Genomic DNA, 19,808 nt, shown 5'->3' with positions numbered 1-19,808 from the left:
TCATAAAGAGAATAGATAGCTGTAAAATTTTGTTTTCACATTCGACGATTGATAACGGCGGAGGTGGTCAGAGCAGAAATTATGCAGATATCGGATAGTGACTAAGATAAGGAGGGTATTTTTTATGAGAAAAATCAGGCGGATGGTAAGTGTGGTTATGATCTCCTGCATGATGGCGGGCTGTCTTGCAGGCTGCGGAAGCGGGAAAGAAACAGGAGGCACGCATGGAGAACGACAGGGAACGGAAAGCCGGTCAGGTACGGAGCGGGAGAGCATCGCAGAAAGATACAGACAGAAAGCCATAAAAGAGGAATTTGAAGAAAATATAGCGGAATCCGGACAGTCACAGCAAAATATGGCTGTGTCGGAAGGTATAGAAGAAGGGGCTTATGATAGTGCAGTTTCGGCTGCCGATACATATAATTCCGTAACGGACAGTGCATCAAATTCTGAATATGCAAAAATCGGATATGGAGAATCCGGTTATGATACCAGAGAGTATGACTATCAGGAAGAACACCGTTTTGTGTCTACGAAAGATTCCCCGCTTTCAACATTTGCGGCAGACTGTGATACAGCTTCCTACAGCAATATCAGAAGTTATATCGAAGAAGGAATGCTGCCGCCTGCAGGAGCAGTCCGGGTCGAAGAAATGATTAATTATTTTGATTATGACTATGTATCAGGCCCGGAGGCTGGGAAGAAGTTTGCAGTATATACGGAATATGCGGATTGTCCATGGAATAAAGATACAAAGCTGATGATGGTAGGACTGAATACGGCCGCGATCGATATGAGTGAGAAGAAAGCATCCAATCTGGTATTCCTGATCGATACATCCGGTTCTATGTATGAGGAAAATAAACTGCCGCTGGCACAGAAAGCATTTAAAATGCTGGCAGAGAATCTGGATGAGAACGACAGGATCAGTATTGTTACATATGCGGGTTCGGATACGGTTGTTCTAAATGGCGTGGCAGGTTCGGAGGCCTATACGATATGCGAGGCACTGGATTCGCTGGAAGCATCCGGCAGCACAAATGGAAGTGCGGGACTGATCACGGCATATGAGATCGCAGAGCAGCAGTTTATAAAAGACGGAAATAATCGGGTGATCCTTGCGACGGATGGGGATCTGAATGTCGGGCTGACAAGCGAGAGTGATCTGGTAGGATTGATCACTGAGGAGAAGGACAGCGGTATATTCTTGAGCGTTCTGGGATTTGGCTCTGATAATCTGAAGGATAACAAATTAGAAGCACTGGCAGATCACGGAAACGGTAATTACTCGTATCTGGATTCTGTCTATGAAGCAAAGAAGGATCTGGTTGACGAAATGGGTGGAACCTTATATACGGTTGCAAAGGATGTCAAAATGCAGATTGAATTCAATCCGGAGCAGGTGAAAGGTTATCGGCAGATCGGATATGAGAACCGTACGCTTTCTGCAGAAGATTTTGCAGATGATACGGTGGATGGCGGCGAGATCGGAGCCGGTCATGTGGTGACTGCACTCTATGAGGTGGTTCCGGTCGATTCGGAATTTGACGTGCCGGAGGCAGAGACAAAATATACATCGAAAAAGCAGAGTACAAATTATTCCGGCGAACTGGCAACCGTGAATATCCGTTACAAAGAACCGGATAGAGATAAGAGCACACTGGAAACAGCCGTTATAAAGGAAGAAAGCGGTCAAAAGGGAATGTCTCATGACCTGAGCTTTGCATCGGCGGTTGCGGTATATGGAATGCTGCTTACGGACAGCGCATATAAAGGAATAGCGACGTATAAGATGGTGGAAGAACTTGCGGAAGCAGGAATCACGGTTCAGACGGATGAAAGAAACATGGCTCAGGCAAGCAACGACCAGTTATACCGGAGTCAGTTTCTTGAACTGGTGCGGAAGACGGAGAAAATACCTCAACGTGAACCGGCAGCACAGATGTGGCAGTGCGATTAACGGACGGCCGGTTGTTTATACTCGAAATTCATAATAAATATAAGCCGTAAAAGGTGTTTTTTTCTCTGATATATGCTAACATATATAAGATCATTGCAGTATATAATCGATTTACTGTTTACTATTATGAGTAGGAGAGCATACAGGAGGAAAAGAAAATGAAAAAATGTCTGAAATGCGGAGCTGAACTGGATGATGATGCAAATTTTTGCAGATATTGTGGAAGTTCACAGAAGGTTGACAGCGCAGAAGCAATAGCACAGGGCTATTATGCGCCAAACGGAATGTCTCAGGATTACTATGACCCAAATGGCACAGCACAGGGGTATTATGCTCCAAATGACATGGCACAGGGCTACTATGCTCCAAATGACATGGCACAGGGCTACTATGACCCAAATGGCACAGCACAGGGGTATTATGCTCCAAATGACATGGCACAGGGTTACTATGATCCAAATGGCACAGCACAGGGCTATTATGATCCAAATGGTATGCCCCAGGGTTACTATGACCAAAATAGTATGAATCCGGGAGTAGAGCAGCCTGTTTCCAAAATGCCGAAATCCGGGAAATCCAGAGAGAAGAAATCGAAAAAATCTATAATGTTGATTGTCGGTATAGCAGCGGCGGTCGTATTGGCAGCAGTTTTATTTTTCCTGTTTTTTGGAAGAGGAATGATCGCCAAGAGCAAAATTAAAAGTGCGGCTAAGGATTATGCAGGGTATATTGAAAAACTGAAGGTCAAAGAACTTGTGAAAGCTACAGCGCCAAAGGGGCTGATCGAAGATATCGCTGTCGATGCTATGAGAGCGGATGGAGCAGATTTCGATGACCTTAAGGAGTTCAGAGATGATTTTGACGATGAGTACGATGATATGATCGATGATGCCTATGATGAGGCAGACGATGCAGGAGTTAAGATCAGTCTGGATGATTTCAAGGTTGAAAAGGTTAAGAAGGTTGACGTTAAAGATGTGATTCAGTATGTATATGATGAACTGGGCGAAAAAGAGATAGAAGGATATGATGTTGACAAGGTTTACGCTCTCGTAAAAGAAAAAGCAGAAGATTACAATCTGGATCTGAAAAAGATTTACAGAGTAGATATTTCTTATGATCTGTCTGTAAGAGGAGATTATTTTGACTGGAAGGATGTAAAAGACGCATTAAAGGGTGAAGGAATTAATGTAAATGATATGTGTGATCATCTTTATGCATATGAATATGAAGGAGAGTATTATCTGATTCCCGGTGTTGAGGATGCATTGATACCATCATTTAAGAAATATATGGAAAAGGTAAATAGATCCAGAGATATTTCAAATGCGGATAGCATTCGTACCGCATTACAGACAGCATTATCTGATATAGATGCTTATGAAAGCTTTTATAAGAGTGATGTTGATAATGAATATGTCATATTATCCGAAACCGGTATGGCAAAGGTTCCTGCAGCTTTCCGTAAAGAGTTTGACGCTGTGCTCGGCGAGTATCCGGAAGTGAAATATATAAAAGACGGTTATGATAAATTTGCATTTAAATTGGATGTTGAAAGTAACACATGCACGGTTTATGTTACAAATGGTTCTGATTTTGTGGAGATTTCTCCGGATATAGATTACGATTTTTATTTTTAAGCGTATAGAAGCACTTCCCTTTTATTGATAATTCTTGTATAATAAAGCATTAGAGTTGCCAAAAGGCAAATATGAGAAATGACAGGAAGGATAAATTAATGGGTGAAAAAAAGATAATGCTCGGTAATGCAGCGATCGCCAGAGGCGCGTATGAAGCCGGTGTAAAGGTATCAGCAGCATATCCGGGTACTCCAAGTACAGAGATCAGTGAGAATATTGTAAAATATCCTGAGATATATGCAGAATGGTCTCCAAATGAAAAAGTAGCAACAGAGGTTGCGATCGGAGCATCATTTGCCGGTGTCCGTTCAATCGTATCAATGAAGCATGTAGGTGTGAATGTAGCTTCAGATCCATTATTTACAGCAGCATATACCGGTGTAAAGGGTGGTATGGTTTTAGTAGCAGCCGATGATCCGGGTATGTATTCATCGCAGAATGAACAGGATTCCAGACTGGTAGCAAGGACAGCGATGATTCCGGTGTTTGAACCATCTGACAGTATGGAAGCAAAGGAGTTCACAAAGTATGCATTTGAATGCAGCGAGAAGTACGATACTCCGATCATGCTCCGTACAACAACCAGACTGGCACATTCACAGGGCGTTGTTGAATTAAATGACAGAGTAGAAGTAGAAGACAAGCCATACGAGAGAGACATTAAGAAGATGGTTATGATGCCGGGTAATGCGATCCCTCGTCATGTATTTGTAGAACAGAGATTAAAGGACATGGCAGCAGACGGTGCGGATATGCCGATCAATCGTGTAGAGATGAATGATACCAGCGTTGGTGTTATCACCAGTGGTATTCCATATCAGTACGTAAAGGAAGCAATGCCAAATGCCTCCGTATTAAAGCTTGGTATGGTAAATCCGCTTCCTAGAAAGTTGATCGAAGACTTTGCGGCAAAGGTTGATAAGCTGTATGTTATTGAGGAGTTAGAGCCTCATATCGAGACACAGGTAAGAGCCTGGGGCATCGATGCAGTAGGTAAGGAGCTTTTGACCGTTCAGGGTGAATACAGTGCAAATATGTTAAGAGAGAAGATCCTCGGCGAGAAGGTTGAGCAGGAAGAACCTGCCAAGGTTGCACCTAGACCACCTATCCTTTGTCCGGGATGCCCGCATAGAAGTGTATTTTCAGTATTAAACGAACTGAAGATCCACGCAGCAGGAGATATCGGATGCTATACACTGGGAGCAGTTGCGCCGCTTAGCGTAATTGATACAACCGTATGTATGGGATCTTCCATTTCCACCTTACATGGTATGGAAAAGGCAAAAGGAAAAGATTATATTAAGAATTGGGTTGCGGTTATCGGTGATTCCACATTCATGCATACAGGTGTAAACTCTCTGATGAATATGGTTTACAACAAGGGCACAGGAACCGTTATCATCCTTGATAATTCAACAACCGGTATGACAGGTCATCAGGATCATGCAGCGACCGGTAAGACCTTGCAGGGTGAACCTACATATGCGATCAACATTTATAAATTGTGCAAGGCGATCGGTATTGACAGTGTACATGAGATCAATGCATTTGACATTGACGGTTTAAAGAAGCTGATCAAAGAGGAAGTTGCAAAGGATGAGATCTCTGTTATTATCACCAAGTCTCCTTGTGTTCTTTTAAAGACAACCAAGGCAACAGGTGTATGCAGAGCTATCCCGGAGAAATGTAAGAAGTGTGGTATGTGCTTAAAGCCGGGATGTCCGGCAGTTATCAAGCAGCCGGATGGAACGATCCAGATCGATGAGACCATGTGTAATGGTTGCGGACTGTGTATGAAGCGTTGTAAGTTTGATGCAATCGAAAAGGAGGAATTCTAATGGCTGTAAAGAATATTATGATAGTTGGTGTCGGTGGACAGGGAACTCTTCTTACAAGCCGTATCCTCGGTGGTATCACGACAGCAGCAGGTTATGATGTAAAGCTCTCCGAGGTTCATGGTATGAGCCAGAGAGGCGGTAGTGTTGTTACATATGTAAGATATGGTGAGAAGGTTGCGGAACCAATCGTAGAAGAAGGTCATGCAGATGTTCTGATCGCATTTGAGAAGCTGGAAGCTATGCGTTATGCTCATTTTCTGAAGAAGGACGGCGTAATTATTGCAAATGATCAGAGAATCGATCCGATCACAGTTGTAACCGGTCAGGCAGAATATCCGGAACACATCTTAGAGACATTGTCAGAGAAGCATAAGGTGATCTCCATCGATGCGATGGCAGAGGCGAAGAAGCTTGGCAATCCAAAAGTATTTAATACGATCATTATCGGTGTTGCTGCAAAACATATGGATTTTGACCATGACAAATGGGTAGAGGTTATCAAAGCAACGGTTCCTCCAAAGACAGTTGAGATGAACCTGAAGGCATTTGAAGTCGGATATGCATTATAAAGATTAAAATTAAATAAATGGTTTATTACAGAAGCATCTGTGAAAACCGTCAGGGAAAATACCTTTTGTACATAAGAAACAGTTCATGCAGATATGTACAGGAGGTATTTTTACATTATGTATAATAATTGGAACAAAAAATGTCGATTTTTAGGTACTTTTGACAAAAAATTGTGGACGATATGGCTTATATAGTGTAAAATCAAAAAAGTGGGTGCGTTCATGCGAAAAGAAAATTGGTGGAAACGTATAAGGAGAATTCGTAATGAATAATGATACAATAAATGTTGATATCAGTAAAAAATGGCAGTTGTTGTTGTGGAAGGTATTTCTGTCGGTTGCGATCATGTTCATGGTTGTGGAAGTAATCATATGTCTGGTAAAAAAAGATTTGGGAATGGCGCGGGGAGCGTATATGGGGTTATATGTAGCAATTCCACTTGTCATATATGCAGGGGTGTTGTCCGGAACCTTATATGTTTTGAAAAAAAACAAACTGACCGAGAACGGAGCTGACTGGCTGGTATCCATGATGATGTTTGTGATCTTTATTGTTCCGGCATTTGAACATTATGATGCGATCGTACTGGCGCTGTTGCCTATGGTTTCAATCGTGATCACAGCCGTATTTGCGAATCAGAATATTACACTGGTGATGACGCTTCTGACATTCTGCAGTCTGATCATTAATGATATCCGTCTGTATAGCCTGTTTGAGTGGAAGGAGATTAGCTTTGGGGCGTATGTAACAGCTTCATTTGGGCTGGTTTTAGTTTTGAGCGTGGTAACCTTCCTGTTGAATATGCATACGAAAGAGCTGATGGAATCCATCGGTAACTTCACAGTTCGTCAGATGAATCTTATGACAGAGCTTCGTAAAGATCCGCTGACGGGATTATATAACAGACGTTCCTTTGAGGAGAGCCTGGAGAAAGAAATCCGGCGTACAGAAGAAAACGGAGAGAAAGCATATATTGCGATTTTTGATATCGATCATTTCAAGAATGTAAATGATACATACGGACATAGCAATGGTGATGTGGTTATCAAGGCACTTTGTAAGATGCTAAAGGAGAAATCCAAAGACTATGGTCTTGCATTCCGTTACGGTGGAGAGGAATTTGTTATACTGTTCAATAATATTGAACTGCCGAAGGTTATCAATGTAGTAGAGGATGTAAGAACAGAATTCCGATGCTACTACTTCCAGTTCATGAATAACAGTGGAATCACCTGTAGCTGTGGTGTTGCGGAATATTCCAAAGGAGAGAGTGCAAAGGCATGGTTCAATCGGGCAGATAATTCGCTGTATCAGGCGAAGGAAGCCGGACGTAACCGAACCGTTGTGAGCGAATAAGATAATTAAAAAAAAGAAATCAGTAATTTAAAAACAGTGATATCTAAAAAACAGAGAAATTGGTACTACAAGTATGCCAATTTCTCTGTTTTTTATATATTTTCAAATTGGTATAAAAAAATATAAAACTGGTATTGCAAAACCAGTTGATAGGTGGTATATTATGTTTACAAAGTGGTTCACAAAAAGAACCACAAAAGGAGATGAAAATGGAGAAGGATATGGAATATTATATTCAGGTTTCCGGTCGTATCATGAAAGATAATCTTGATAAAAGAAAGTCTCTTACCCAAAAGATATGCGACTGGTATCTGGATCAGGACAAAGAAGATATATGTCTGATCGCATCCGGATCGTCCCTGAATGCAGCATATGCAGCTCGACCATTTCTTTTAAAATACAGTAAATTTGATATCAGTGTATTAAGTACAGTGGAATATCTGGATGTTTACCGGGAGAGAGAAAAGAACCGGTTTACGATTTTAATATCCCAGAGTGGATGCAGTACAAACATAATTGAAATTATGAAGGAGCTGGATAAAGAGCATCAACCATTTGTTTTGTTAACAGGGAATGAGAATGGCAGTGCAAGCAGATACACGGATCGTCTTGTGGAGTATGGAGTTGGGAATGAAACGATTGATTATGTAACTCTTGGATATTCTACTTTGATCGAGTTTCTGATGCTTATGATACTGGAGATAGGTTTTCAAAAAAAAGAAATCAGTGATCAGGAATATGAAACTGTAGTAAGCCAGATCCGGAAAGCTTGTGAAATGCAGGAGCTTTGCCTGATACAGGCGAAAGAATTGGTACAAAAACGATATCAGGATCTGTTGTGTATGGAAAAAGCAATACTGGTCGGCGATGGAGCCAATCTGGCAACGGTCAGAGAGGGAGCGTTGAAATTTCAGGAAACTCTAAAAGTCCCGACGGTATATTATGAGAGCGAAGAATTTATACATGGACCGGATATGCAGCTAACTCCGGATTATTCGGTTTTCTTTATAGACTGTGGTAAAGCCTCTGATCGACTGTATGATATTTATAAAGCAACATCGTTGATCACGGAACGTTGCTATATGATTACGGATCAGGTTCACGATAAACGAGATGGACAGATTCGGATGCCATGCCGGCTTCCGGCAGAGATCACGCCGTTATATACAGCTGCATTGTTTCAATATATAGCGGCTCATGTAACAAAAGAAAAAAATAATTTTACTTGTCATCCGCTGTTTTCCCGGATGGAACAGGCTGTTTCGCCAAAAACAGAAGACTATGACAGGATTATGAAAGAAAAGCTTGAAAGGAGCAGAAGGGAGGAAAACGGATGAGAAAATATGTCTTAGCAACACACGGAAAGATGGCCGAAGGAATGTTGACAACGATTGAAATGCTGGCAGGTACACAGGAAAATCTGACCTGTATCAATGCTTATACAGATGAATGCCCGGATCCGCTTCCGGAATTAAAGAGAATTGTTGAAGCGAATTCAGAGGCAGAGATTGTGATAATGACAGATCTTTTAGGCGGAAGTGTGAATAATAATGCATCCGCATTATTGTCTGATCCAAGGATACATGTTGTTGCCGGTGTGAATCTGGCTGCAGTGATCGGTATCCTGTTGAGTGCAGAGGATCAGGATACAGCATCTGTAATTGAAAGTGCGGTTGCAGAGGCTAAAGATATGATGGTTTATTGTAATACAGTAAATGCAACGTATGATGATGATGATTTTTAATCTGTGTATTAACAGAAAAGAAAGGAGAAGGTTTATATGATTAAATCAATTCGTGTTGATTATCGTCTCTTACATGGACAGGTAGCAGTGTCATGGACAGCATCATTAGGGGCAGATTGCCTGCTGCTGGTCAGTGACACGGTTAAAAATGATCCACTGAGATTAAATGCACTAAAGATGGCGAAACCATCCGGAACAAAGGTTGTAGTAAAAAATACAGCGGAAGCTGTAGAGGCATTGAAAAGCGGGATAACTGATAAATATAAATTATTTATCATCTGTGAAACGGTAGAAATAGCCAAAGCAATCATTGAAGCTACAGGAGAAAAGACATTAAATATCGGCAACATTGCATACCATGAAAATGCAAAATTATATGGTAGAAGCGCATATATGGATGCAGCCGAGCTGGCTCTGGTAAAAGAGATGGTTGATGATAGCGTTGATGTATTTATTCAGATGATCCCGGCTGATAAAGTAATTAAATGCAAATCGCTGTTTTAACGGATGAATGGAGGGACAGATTATGATATTAAAAACAATACTTATTTTTCTGATCGGCCTGCTTGGTTATTCAGAATGGCTGCTTGGTACAAGCTGCCTGCAGCGACCGATCGTTCTTGGACCGTTAGTAGGTCTGGTAATGGGAAATCTTCCGGCCGGTATTATTATGGGTGCAACTATGGAACTTGCACTTGTAGGAGCCGTATCGATCGGTGCATATAATCCGCCGGATCTGATCGCAGGCACTGTGCTCGGTGTTTCACTTGCGATTCAGTCAGGAGCCGGAGCGGAAACAGCTTTAGTACTTGGTATTCCGATCGCAACCGTAATGCTTGCGGCAAATACCGGTATCTGCCAGCCGTTGATGCTTGTTATGATCCACAAATGTGACCGTGATGCTGAAAAAGGTAATATACGGGCATTTAACAGAGATTATCTGATCGCAGGATATCTTCAGAATCTTTTTGGTATTGTCTGCATCCCACTTGCATTTTATTTTGGCAGTGATGCAGTAACAGCACTTCTTGGTAAAATACCTGAATTTGTTCAGTCCGGTATGGATATAACAGCAGCACTGCTTCCTGCACTTGGTTTTGCAATGCTTGCACAGCAGATGATGAATCGCAAGGTTGCACCATTTTTCTTCCTTGGCTTTTTCCTGGTATCATACCTTGGAATATCCACAACAGGAGTTGCGATTTTTGCCGTACTTATTGTGATAATCGGAGTAACATTCGGCATATTCGGAGACAAGCAACAGGGGGCAGCACCGGTAGTTGAAACCGCAGATAACGGAGGTGATTTTGATGAGTTCTAAGATACATGCAGACTACGATAAGGTAGTTACGAAAAAAGATCTCACAAAGGTGTTTTTAAGAGAGATCACATATGAACATACATGGAATTATGAACGAATGGGAAATGTAGGATTTTGTTTTTCCATGTATCCGGTTTTAAAGAAACTGTATCCGGATAAGAAGGATCTGGCAGCTGCTATGAAGCGTCATCTGACGTTATATCAGACCAGCCATTATCTTGCAACATTTCAGATGGGTATCACAGCCGCAATGGAAGAGGAAAATGCACAGGATGCAGATTTTGATACAGATTCGATTGGCGCAGTAAAAACAGCATTAATGGGACCTATAGCAGGAATCGGCGATTCTCTGTTCTGGGGCACGATCAAGGTAATCGCAACAGGAATCGGATGTTCACTTGCCTTGCAGGGGAACATTCTCGGACCTATTCTCTTCCTTTTGATCTTTAACATTCCGGCATATCTCTGCAGATGGTTTGGAGTATTCCTTGGATATAAAATGGGTCGTGAATCCATGGCAAAGATTGTTGAATCCGGTTTGATGAAAGTAGTTATGGAAGTAGCCTCTATCATGGGTATTATGGTAGTTGGCGGCATGACGATGGATATGACGTCGATTAATTTTGTAACGCAGATCGGAAGCGGCGAAGAAGCAAGTACAATTCAGGATCTGTTAAATGGCATTGTCCCGGGCCTTCCGGTGCTGTTGCTATTTGGAGTTACTTACTGGTTATTGAAGAAGAAAGTTAATCCGTTGCTTATTATGTTGATCATGCTTGTACTTGGAATAGCAGGAGCATTCTTTGGCTTCCTTGGTTAAAAAGGAGGTAGTAGTAAGGTGAAAAAAATAGTAATTGATATGCATGTACATCCTGCATTTTTAGAGCCGGTATGCAAAACGGAATATCAGAATGAATTTGCAAAAAAGATGTATGGCTTATACAAGACGGATCAGATCCCGGTTGATGCACTGTTAACCTTGATGGATTGTTCCGGAGTGGATAAAGCGGTTTTGCTTCCACTGGATCTGACTACGGAATATGGAGGCATACTTGGAACAAATGACCAGGTAAAGGAATTGACAGCAACATATCCGGATCGTTTTATCGGATTTGCCAGTGTAGATCCTCACAGGCCGGATGCGACAGAGATACTTGAAACAGCATTTGCAGAGCATCATCTGGCAGGCCTGAAGCTTCATCCGTCAAAGCAGAAGTTCTATCCGGGAGATGAATACATGGAGCCGATATATCAGATATGCGAGAAGTATAATAAACCGATCGTGTTTCATTGCGGAATGTCGGTAGAGCCGGATACCTTATCTAAATATGCGAGGCCGGTTGAGTTTGAAGAAACAGCATACAGACATCCAAAGCTTCGAATCTGTCTTGCACATTGCGGATGGCCATGGGTGCAGGAAACTTGTATGCTGATGCTCAAATACAGAAATGTTTATGCGGATACAGCATTCCTGTATTTTGATACAGCCCCGGAGTTTTATCACAAGGTATTCGAAGTGGATATGGGACCGCACTGGATCGATCGAAGCTTCAGACATCAGATCATGTTTGGCTCTGATGATCCGCGGTTAGAGATGCGGAGAATGAAAAAGGCTATAGAAGCTATGGATATAAGAGAATCTACCAAGGATCTGATATTTGGACAGAACGCGATTGAGTTTCTGGGATTGGAGGTATGATGGTAACACATGGCAGTATAGAGGTGCTGACAAAAGAATATAACTGTCTGGTGAAAATTACAGATGATATCAGGCAGGTTGTAGAAAAAAGCAAAATCAGAAATGGTGTTGTATATGTTATAACAGCACATACGACAACAGGAATTGCAGTTAATGAAGGACTGGAGTGCCTGGAATATGATATTGGGCATCTGATGGAAAGACTTGTTCCTGAGGATGGAGAATATGCACATGGGAGGTTATTAGATTCCTACGGTGCGATGGCAGGCAATCCGACCGGACATTTAAAGGCCCATCTGACCGGAAATCATTGTGTATTCCCGGTTATAGATGGAAAGCTGAAAAGCGGAAGTGCACAGGACATATATCTGTGTGAATATGATGGACCGCAATATAGAACAATTTATATAACAATCATAGGAGAATAAAAAATAATAGGAGGAAAGAACTATGGCATTAAAAAAATTTGACGCAGAAAAATATTTAAAGGACGGAGCAAAGACATACTCATTAAGAGGAGAGGTTGAGGCATTAGTTGACCGGATCACGGCAAAGGAATATGACAGCGTATGTATGCTTGGTATCGGTGGAACATGGGCAGAATGGTATCCGGTTGTAGAAGTAGCCAAGAAATATACAGATCTTCCGATCTATCTTGAAAATGCAGGTGAATTTCTGGTAAAAAATAAAAAACATATTACAGATAAGACTCTTGTATTTACCTCTTCTGCATCAGGCAATACTATGGAGATCTTGAAGGCAGTAAAATATTGTAAGGATCAGGGAATCAATGTATATGGATTTACAAAGGATGAGACAACTCCTTTAGCAAATCTGTTGACAGACCCGATTTATAATGCATGTGGTGACTGTGAGCATTCTTACTTATTATACTATTTTGTAATGCTCCGTATCTTAAAGAACAGAGGAGAATTTCCACATTATGACAGATGGGCAGATCAGATGGAAAATCTGTTTAAGGATCTCCTTGCGGCAAGAGAAAAATTTGAGCCAAGAGCGATCGAGATTGCAAAGACATATGCACATGAACCATATACAATGTTTACAGGCTCCGGTGTCCTTTGGGGTGAGACCTATCTCTTTACAATGTGTATCTTAGAGGAGATGCAGTGGGTTCGTACAAAGACTGTTTCATCTGCTGATTTCTTCCATGGGCCATTGGAGTTAGTTGATGACAGAGTTCCGGTATTTGTAATAAAAGGTGAGGACGAATATCGACCATTAGATGAAAGAGTAGAACGATTTGTAAAAGAACATACAAAGAAAGCTGTTATTATTGATACCAAGGATTACATTCTGGATGGTATCGATGATGAGTTCCGTGTAATCTGCTCTCCGATGATTATTACCGCGATATTAACAGAACGACTTGCTATTCATTATGAGCAGAATACAGGACATAGTCTGGAATTCAGACGTTACTATCGTCAGTTTGAATATTAAAAAGGTCAGGCGGTTATTATGGTTGAATTCACATATGTAATTACAGATGAGCAGGGACTTCATGCCAGACCGGCTTCACAGTTTGTTATGGCTGCTGCAAAATGTAAGAGCACAGTATCCGTAACATTTGGATCCAGAACCGTAAACGCAAAAGGAGTTATGGCAGTTATGAGTCTGGGAGCAAAAAAAGGTCAGGAGATCCTGATAAAAGTAGAAGGTGAAAACGAGGCAGAAGATGCAGCAAACCTGAAAGCGTTCGTTCAGGAACATCTGTAAAAGGATCGGATTTTAAAGAGGTGACAATATGGTAATATTACAGGGTAAAAGTGTATTTGGCGGAGTTGCTATCGGGAAGATACAATTCTTTAAAAGGGACGAAATCCAGATAAAACGACGTCATGTCGATGATCCGGAGGCGGAAATACGCCGCTTCCGGACTGCAAAGGAAAAAGCACTTTCTGAATTGCAGCAGTTATATGACAAGGCACTTACTGATGTGGGAGAAGCAAATGCCATGATCTTTGAAGCACATCAGTTAATGCTTGAGGATCCGGATTATAATGATTCTGTAGAGAATATTATAAATACACAAAAGGTAAATGCTGAATATGCAATAGGTGTCACATCTGATAATTATGCAGCAATCTTTGAAGCGATGGATGATGCCTATATGCAGGGAAGGGCAGCAGATGTAAAGGATGTATCGAACAGGCTCCTTTCCCAGTTTGCAAAAAAACAGAATGCTTCATTTGAAATGACGGAGCAGGTAATCATCGCGGCAGATGATCTGGCACCAAGCGAGACTGTTCAGCTTGATAAAGATAAGGTGCTGGCATTTATTACAGTGGAAGGCTCGGCAAATTCCCATACAGCGATTCTTGCCAGAACCATGAATATTCCGGCTGTTATAGGAATCGGTGATACATTAACACCGAAATATGACGGAAAACTTGCAATCGTAGACGGTCAGGAAGGAAAGATCTATATTGATCCGGATGAAGAAATCCTTGTTGCTATGAGAAAAAAGCAAGCTGTCGAACAGGAACAGCGTGAGCTTCTGGAGACATTGAAGGGCAAAGAAAATGTAACCAGATCCGGGCAGAAGATTAACCTTTATGCCAATATTGCCAATGTATCAGATGTAGGAGCGGCACTCCGAAATGATGCCGGTGGTATCGGGTTATTCAGAAGCGAATTCTTATATCTGGAAAATGAAACTTATCCAACAGAGGAACAGCAGTTTGCAGCTTATAGACAGGTAGCGGAAATGATGGCCGGAAAAAGGGTGATCATCCGTACGTTGGATATCGGAGCAGATAAACAGGTTGGATATTTTAATCTGGAAAAAGAGGATAATCCGGCAATGGGGTTCCGTGCGATCAGGATATGTCTGACCAGACCCGAATTATTTAAGACCCAGCTTAGAGCTATTTTCAGAGCATCCGCGTATGGCCAAATTGCGATCATGTTTCCGATGATCATTTCGGTATCAGAGGTTCGTCGTATTAAAGAGATAATGGACGAGGTGAAGACCGGACTTCGTGCAGATGGAATAGCATTTTCCGATCAGATTGAAACCGGTATAATGATTGAGACTCCGGCTGCGGTTATGATCAGCAGAGAGTTGGCAAAGGAAGTGGATTTCTTTAGTGTCGGAACAAATGATCTGACGCAGTACACTCTGGCAATTGATCGCCAGAACCGGAATCTGGATTCCTTCTATGATTCACACCATCCGGCGGTGTTATCTATGATCCAAATGGCAGCAGAGAATGCTCATGCAGAAGGAAAGTGGATTGGAATATGCGGTGAACTTGCAGCCGATCTAAGTCTGACAGAAAGGTTTTTACAGATGAACATTGATGAGTTATCAGTTGCACCGGGTATGATACTTCCGTTAAGGAAAAAAATAAGAGAGTTATAAAAAGTATACAGAGACAGATCCGCACATGTACGGGTCTGTTTTTGGTCTTATAAACTGACATTTCCTGCTTGTTTGCGTTTGGAAAAGTTGCTATACTTAATAGAGTACAGGAGGGAGTTTGCCATGAAATTGATGAATAAAGATGAGTTTATTGCGTATGAATTAAAATTTTACTTTATGAAAAATAAACTGAAAGAAGGAGATAAACTCCCATCTGAACGGGATCTGGCTGAACAGTTTGGGGTACAGAGAGCTACCGTCAGATCTGCATATAAATTATTAGAGGATGAAGGGATCATAGAATGCAGGGAACGGAGCGGCAACTACATAGCCCACAGAAGAATGATATCCAATCTTGACCGAATTCGATCATTCAGTGAAAAGCTGGAAAAGATGGGGGCACAAACAAGAAGCAGACTGTTGGCGTTTGAGCGTGTGGAAGTAGATAAGGAACTGAATAAAAGTATTAAGCTTCCGTTAGGAACTCCGTTATTCAAAATTACCCGTATCCGTATGGTCGTAGAAGAAGACAGGGCTGTTCCGATCACCATAGAATATTCATATATACCGGAAAGCAAGGCTCCTAAGCTGATGCGGTTTGATCTGGAAGATAATTCGTTATTTGATATTTTGATTCAGGAATATCATCATATTCCCAAAAAACAGGAATTAACAGTCGGAATTGTATATGCTGATGAAAATGAAGCCAAAGCCTTGAATGTTGACAAGCTGACTGCTCTTGTAAAAAAAGAGGGAATCACATATGACGAGAAAGGTGAGGTTATGGAATATCTGCAATCGGTGATCAATAAAGAATGGGTCGCATTTGAAAAAGAAGATCCTGTCATTAAGCAAAAGATGGAGGAGGTGCTCCATGGATTATAGAATGCCATTATATATTCAATTACAGGATTCTATTATCAAGAAAATAGATGAAAAAAAATATCTGCCGGGTGAAGCAATACCAAGTGAGAGAAAAATGGCGGAAGCCTATGGTGTGAACCGTATGACCGTAAAACGTGCGATCAGTAAGCTTGTAGAAGAAGGATATCTGGTTTGTAAACCGGGTTCTGGAACGTATGTTGCACAAAGAGATAAGAAAAAGATCGATCTGGATAATTCAAATGAAGCAGGAAATACCGGCATCACAGCGACGCTTCGTAAGGGTGGAATGGAGGTAAAAAACCGCCTTCTCGGGACCGGTGAGATCACAGGAAGTAAATATCTGGGATATAAGCTTGGAATTTCGGATGATGAGATGATATATGGAATTTACCGGGTACGATCAGAGGGTGATATACCATTTGCAGTGGAGTATACATATGTACCGAAAAAATATTTTGATGATTTGGATGAATTTGATTTCGCCAAAGTGTCTTTATATGATTATATGGAAGCAAAAGGACATATGCCATGCCATTTTGTACAGAAGCTGGTCATATGTGAGGCAAATGAACGGCTCGCAGAGCTGCTGCAGGTGGAACGTGGAACTGCGATTTATAAGATCAATTATCAGGGTGCGGATGCAGATTATAATATTGTAGAGTTTACCATGAGTTATCTGAATCCTGCTTATACAAAATTCCGATTTGATGTTGAGGTTTCTTAAAGGAAAGACATAAGCGTTTCTGTTACGGATCATATGGATCTTGTTATGCCGGCTTCGGTTTATAATATTAGTACTCGAAAGGTGTTATTTGAAAATGCAATTCAAAAAAGTAGAAAAGAAATGCGAAGGTAAATTTATTACCCGCTATGATATAACATATGAGACAGTGGATCATCAGGAGAAGGTATATGAGATGATCAGCCGGAATGGTGACATTACGGATTTTGAAGGACTGCATGGCAAAATGGCAGATGCAGTTGTGATCATTGCTACGGATGAGACCGGCGAGAAGATACTGATCGATAAGGAATTCCGTCTTGCTCCGGGAGAATGGGTATATAACTTCCCGGCAGGTCTGATCGATCCGGGTGAGACACCGCAGGAGAGTGCGAAACGTGAGCTTCGTGAGGAGACAGGGCTGGAATTATATGAGATCGATGATTTCATCGGAACCAGCTACAGTGCGGTCGGTTTTTCAAATGAAACAAATGTCTGCGTTGTTGGAAAGGCACGGGGAGAGTTCCATAAGAGTACCTCTACATTAGAAGAGATCGAAGCCGGCTGGTATACAAAGGCAGAAGTCAGAGAACTTCTTAAGAAAGCGAAATTTGCAGCGAGAACACAGGCATACTGCTATGTGTGGAGCAGAGAATAGAGGATAAAAAATATAATAGCGAGGCAGTATGTTTTTATATATAAAATGTACTGCCTCGCTATTATATTTATTCATCTTCAAACGCTGTGTTATTCATTTCAGGAAAATCTAATAATTCAGAAACAGTCATATCAAGACCTATCGCTAGTCTATGGAGAGTTTTTAGTTTAGGATTTTTTGTTTTGCCAGACATTATATTTTCAACAGTACTTTGGGTTAAGCCACTTCTAGTTGCTAATTTATTAACAGTAGTATTAATCGATATACATTTAGCTCAGACTATACACAGTTAAATATAGACTATGCTGGTTTAACAGATCAGTTGGACAAGATAATAAAAGCGTTAGCTGAAAACTATGAGATTAAAATTGAAGATATAACATTGGAAGACGATACAGAGCAGATTGATTCGGAGGTGAAATAAAAGTGATATGTAAAAAATGTGGTGCAGAAGTAATGGATAATGCTGTATATTGTCCGAAATGTGGTGAAAACAGAAAAAATATAATAAAAAAGCAACGATAATGGTTATAGCCATCATTTCGGTAATATTCATTATAGTAATGGATCAATTCAGATAAGATGTGTACCACAGAATGATGGAACTGTAAAATTGCAGGGCGAGGGAACAATATACATATATACGAATTATTCAACAATTACCAGTATGTTACATACAGATAAATATAAATTTTCATTTAATAAGCAAGTTAAGGATCTAGGTACTATAAAGATAGATGATTATATAACCATGACTATTAGTTCAAATAATATAAAGGTTACATATGAAAAAAGTGTAAATGAAGTATCAGGATTTACATATAAATATGTAACTAATTGCGAGTATGAAAGGAATAAAGAATATTAAAATATATAGACATATATAGTATGAAATTTTAGGAAAGAAGTTGCTTGGAAATAGTATATAAGATGATTTTAAAAGGACATCAAGGAATGTCCTTTTATTTATGTAAACATTAATTAGATTTATAAAAAACTATAGTATTTTAGTGTTAATGTGATATACTTTTGTTAGTTTAAACTAACAGGAAAGGGAGAGATACATACATGGAAGCACAGCAGAATTTACAGTGTACATTAGAAAAGGAAGGATTTCTTGGAACCTTTTTTCCGGGAACAAAGTATGCAGATAAAGCAGTTATATTTGTCGGTGGAAGTGCAGAGAAACGGGATTTTGTAGAAGCACGCGCGAAGCTTCTCGCAGAGGAAGGATTTAGTGTGTTATCGGTTGGATTCTATCTGTGGCCGCCGCTTTCAAAGGATACGGTATTTATTCCGGTTGATTATGCAGAGCGGGCGGTTCATTGGTTAAAGAATAACTGTCCGGTCGAGATTACCGGCATCGGAATGACAGGCTTATCTCTTGGGGCGGCATATACGTTATTGTGTGCGTCTATGCTCCCGGATATTTCCTGTGTGGTATCGGTATCGGGATTTGATTTTGTAGTTGAGGGCTGCAAACATATGGTAGTCAGACAGCATAAATCATATTTCAGTTATCATGGGAAAGATATACCATATGAGCAAGCAGAGGCATTGTCTCATTTAGGTTCGACCTTACGGGCATGGAAAAAGAATCCGAATTACGGATCGAAAGCGATGAACCGTTTTTACTATAATGAATGTTTTAAAGACCGTACGGATGCCAGCCGGATCAAGGTGGAAAATATACAGGGCGATGTGTTGTTGCTTGCACCGGAATATGATGATACATGGCCGTCGGATGAAGCATTTCCAAGAATCATGAGAAAGTTAGAAGAGGTTCATTTCCCTTACAGATACGAATGTGTGATTTATCCGGAAGCAGGTCATTGTCTGACGATGCCGGAGAAAGCGTTGTCGGGAATTGGTGGAGAAGAGAAGATGAACCGGATGTTGGCACACTTTATGACAATGGAAGCCAAATATCCGGAGGGTTGCCGGAAGGCAAGAGCGAAAAGCTGGAATAAGATGGTATCATTTTTTAAAGAAAGTTTCAGTGTGGAATGATTTGCATTGACGATTGCA

21 protein-coding genes are annotated in these 19,808 nt (G+C 40.9%); 20 read left to right on the top strand and 1 reads right to left on the bottom strand.

Going from position 1 to position 19,808, the window contains the following annotated elements:
• The first annotated feature begins 124 nt into the window (after positions 1–124).
• From WKT03_RS08780 to WKT03_RS08695, 18 genes are all read left to right on the top strand, one after another.
• Entirely contained in the window at positions 125–1,960 is a 1,836-nt protein-coding gene (locus WKT03_RS08780; RefSeq protein WP_340391612.1) for a vWA domain-containing protein, read from the top strand.
• A gap of 158 nt (positions 1,961–2,118) precedes the next feature.
• On the top strand, positions 2,119–3,600 hold the full coding sequence (locus tag WKT03_RS08775; protein ID WP_340391610.1) for a zinc ribbon domain-containing protein: 1,482 nt from the start codon (positions 2,119–2,121) through the stop codon (positions 3,598–3,600).
• A 98-nt stretch (positions 3,601–3,698) separates the two neighbouring features.
• A complete protein-coding gene (iorA, locus tag WKT03_RS08770; protein WP_340391608.1) occupies positions 3,699–5,438 on the top strand; it encodes an indolepyruvate ferredoxin oxidoreductase subunit alpha in 1,740 nt (579 codons plus the stop codon).
• A complete protein-coding gene (locus tag WKT03_RS08765) occupies positions 5,438–6,007 on the top strand; it encodes an indolepyruvate oxidoreductase subunit beta (RefSeq protein ID WP_008401121.1) in 570 nt (189 codons plus the stop codon). The genes iorA and WKT03_RS08765 overlap by 1 nt, the downstream gene beginning before the upstream one ends.
• 265 nt (positions 6,008–6,272) lie before the next feature.
• On the top strand, positions 6,273–7,364 hold the full coding sequence (locus WKT03_RS08760; protein WP_340391606.1) for a GGDEF domain-containing protein: 1,092 nt from the start codon (positions 6,273–6,275) through the stop codon (positions 7,362–7,364).
• Positions 7,365–7,573: 209 nt separating this feature from the next.
• On the top strand, positions 7,574–8,701 hold the full coding sequence (locus WKT03_RS08755) for an SIS domain-containing protein (protein ID WP_340391605.1): 1,128 nt from the start codon (positions 7,574–7,576) through the stop codon (positions 8,699–8,701).
• Positions 8,698–9,108 (top strand): PTS sugar transporter subunit IIA, encoded by a 411-nt coding sequence (locus WKT03_RS08750; RefSeq protein WP_008401129.1) that lies wholly within the window; start codon positions 8,698–8,700, stop codon positions 9,106–9,108. The genes WKT03_RS08755 and WKT03_RS08750 overlap by 4 nt, the downstream gene beginning before the upstream one ends.
• Positions 9,109–9,144: 36 nt before the next feature.
• Positions 9,145–9,612, top strand: coding sequence for a PTS sugar transporter subunit IIB (locus tag WKT03_RS08745; protein ID WP_340391603.1), 468 nt, complete (start codon positions 9,145–9,147; stop codon positions 9,610–9,612).
• A 22-nt stretch (positions 9,613–9,634) separates the two neighbouring features.
• Positions 9,635–10,429 carry a PTS mannose/fructose/sorbose/N-acetylgalactosamine transporter subunit IIC gene (locus WKT03_RS08740; protein WP_021943611.1) on the top strand — a complete coding sequence of 265 codons (795 nt, stop codon included), beginning with the start codon at positions 9,635–9,637 and terminating at the stop codon, positions 10,427–10,429.
• On the top strand, positions 10,419–11,249 hold the full coding sequence (locus WKT03_RS08735; RefSeq protein WP_008401134.1) for a PTS system mannose/fructose/sorbose family transporter subunit IID: 831 nt from the start codon (positions 10,419–10,421) through the stop codon (positions 11,247–11,249). The genes WKT03_RS08740 and WKT03_RS08735 overlap by 11 nt, the downstream gene beginning before the upstream one ends.
• 18 nt (positions 11,250–11,267) lie before the next feature.
• Positions 11,268–12,128 carry an amidohydrolase family protein gene (locus WKT03_RS08730; RefSeq protein ID WP_340391601.1) on the top strand — a complete coding sequence of 287 codons (861 nt, stop codon included), beginning with the start codon at positions 11,268–11,270 and terminating at the stop codon, positions 12,126–12,128.
• On the top strand, positions 12,128–12,556 hold the full coding sequence (locus tag WKT03_RS08725; protein WP_181983906.1) for a secondary thiamine-phosphate synthase enzyme YjbQ: 429 nt from the start codon (positions 12,128–12,130) through the stop codon (positions 12,554–12,556). The genes WKT03_RS08730 and WKT03_RS08725 overlap by 1 nt, the downstream gene beginning before the upstream one ends.
• A gap of 22 nt (positions 12,557–12,578) precedes the next feature.
• On the top strand, positions 12,579–13,592 hold the full coding sequence (locus tag WKT03_RS08720) for an SIS domain-containing protein (RefSeq protein WP_340391599.1): 1,014 nt from the start codon (positions 12,579–12,581) through the stop codon (positions 13,590–13,592).
• An 18-nt stretch (positions 13,593–13,610) separates the two neighbouring features.
• Complete coding sequence (locus tag WKT03_RS08715) at positions 13,611–13,868, top strand: HPr family phosphocarrier protein (protein WP_117785315.1); 258 nt, start codon at positions 13,611–13,613, stop codon at positions 13,866–13,868.
• Between the two features lie 28 nt (positions 13,869–13,896).
• Positions 13,897–15,516 carry a phosphoenolpyruvate--protein phosphotransferase gene (gene ptsP, locus WKT03_RS08710; RefSeq protein WP_340391597.1) on the top strand — a complete coding sequence of 540 codons (1,620 nt, stop codon included), beginning with the start codon at positions 13,897–13,899 and terminating at the stop codon, positions 15,514–15,516.
• Between the two features lie 123 nt (positions 15,517–15,639).
• A complete protein-coding gene (locus WKT03_RS08705) occupies positions 15,640–16,401 on the top strand; it encodes a GntR family transcriptional regulator (protein WP_117808698.1) in 762 nt (253 codons plus the stop codon).
• The gene (locus WKT03_RS08700) at positions 16,391–17,125 is read left to right on the top strand and encodes a GntR family transcriptional regulator (RefSeq protein ID WP_340391595.1); all 735 of its coding nucleotides are present in this window, start codon (positions 16,391–16,393) and stop codon (positions 17,123–17,125) included. The genes WKT03_RS08705 and WKT03_RS08700 overlap by 11 nt, the downstream gene beginning before the upstream one ends.
• Positions 17,126–17,219: 94 nt before the next feature.
• Positions 17,220–17,780 carry an NUDIX hydrolase gene (locus tag WKT03_RS08695; protein WP_117808696.1) on the top strand — a complete coding sequence of 187 codons (561 nt, stop codon included), beginning with the start codon at positions 17,220–17,222 and terminating at the stop codon, positions 17,778–17,780.
• Positions 17,781–17,847: 67 nt separating this feature from the next.
• Here WKT03_RS08695 and WKT03_RS08690 read toward each other — a convergent pair whose 3' ends face one another.
• Positions 17,848–18,039: a helix-turn-helix domain-containing protein gene (locus tag WKT03_RS08690; protein WP_226801040.1), complete on the bottom strand. Its 192-nt coding sequence runs from the start codon at positions 18,037–18,039 to the stop codon at positions 17,848–17,850.
• 167 nt (positions 18,040–18,206) lie between these two features.
• Here WKT03_RS08690 and WKT03_RS12645 point away from each other — a divergent pair, with 167 nt between their 5' ends.
• On the top strand, positions 18,207–18,305 hold the full coding sequence (locus WKT03_RS12645) for a zinc-ribbon domain-containing protein (protein WP_173783668.1): 99 nt from the start codon (positions 18,207–18,209) through the stop codon (positions 18,303–18,305).
• A 543-nt stretch (positions 18,306–18,848) separates the two neighbouring features.
• Positions 18,849–19,790 carry an acyl-CoA thioester hydrolase/BAAT C-terminal domain-containing protein gene (locus WKT03_RS08685; protein WP_173783669.1) on the top strand — a complete coding sequence of 314 codons (942 nt, stop codon included), beginning with the start codon at positions 18,849–18,851 and terminating at the stop codon, positions 19,788–19,790.
• Positions 19,791–19,808 lie beyond the last annotated feature (18 nt).

The sequence above is a fragment of the Coprococcus sp. HCN-4056 genome, from assembly GCF_037892645.1.
Lineage (GTDB): Bacteria > Bacillota > Clostridia > Lachnospirales > Lachnospiraceae > Coprococcus > Coprococcus ammoniilyticus.
Note: the sequence above shows the minus strand (reverse complement) of the source record. Positions and strands in the feature narration are given on the sequence as shown.